Genomic DNA, 642 nt, shown 5'->3' on the forward strand with positions numbered 1-642 from the left:
AGCCGGCCCGGTACGCACCGCCACCACCGCCATGTCACAGAGGTAACCGTTGGTGATAAAGATTTTCGAGCCATTTACCACGTAGTGATCGCCCTCAAGGGTGGCCGTGGTCTTGATACGTTGAAGATCGGAACCGGTACCCGGCCCGGTCATGGCCACGGCAGTGACCGCTTCACCGGTGGCCATTTTGGGCAGCCACTGGCTTTTCTGTTCATGGGAACCAAAGTTGTTGATGTAGTTGGCAACAATGTCCGAGTGCAGGGCAAAGCCGCTGGCCGAATCCCCCACCCTCGCCTGCTCCTCCATCAGTATCATCGAATAGAGACGGTCAACGCCGCAGCCGCCGTACTCTTCAGGCATCGTTGGACACAGCAGCCCCAGCTCCCCCGCCTTGTTCCACAGTTCACGATCAATATGTTGCTGCTCCTCCCACTTCTCGTGGTAAGGGGAGATTTCAGTCTCGAAGAAACGCCTTGCTGTGGCGCGGAACGCCTCATGGTCTTCATTGAAGAGAGTACGGGGGATCATCGGCGATACAGCCGCCGGTACATGCACATCACTCATTACAGGCTTCCAACGTTGATTCAGGAACAATGGCAAGACTTTATAACTTACAATACGTACGTTCAACTTGTTTATTGG

Annotated in this window: 1 protein-coding gene; it reads right to left on the reverse strand. The window is 54.8% G+C overall.

Annotation, left to right across the window (positions count from 1 at the left end; all coding sequences use genetic code 11):
* Window positions 1-564 (reverse strand): acyl-CoA dehydrogenase family protein (locus tag A3754_RS04205; protein WP_231880472.1); only part of this gene is annotated, 564 nt, incomplete at its 3' end.
* Window positions 565-642 lie beyond the last annotated feature (78 nt).

The sequence above is a fragment of the Alcanivorax sp. HI0083 genome (assembly GCF_001635175.1).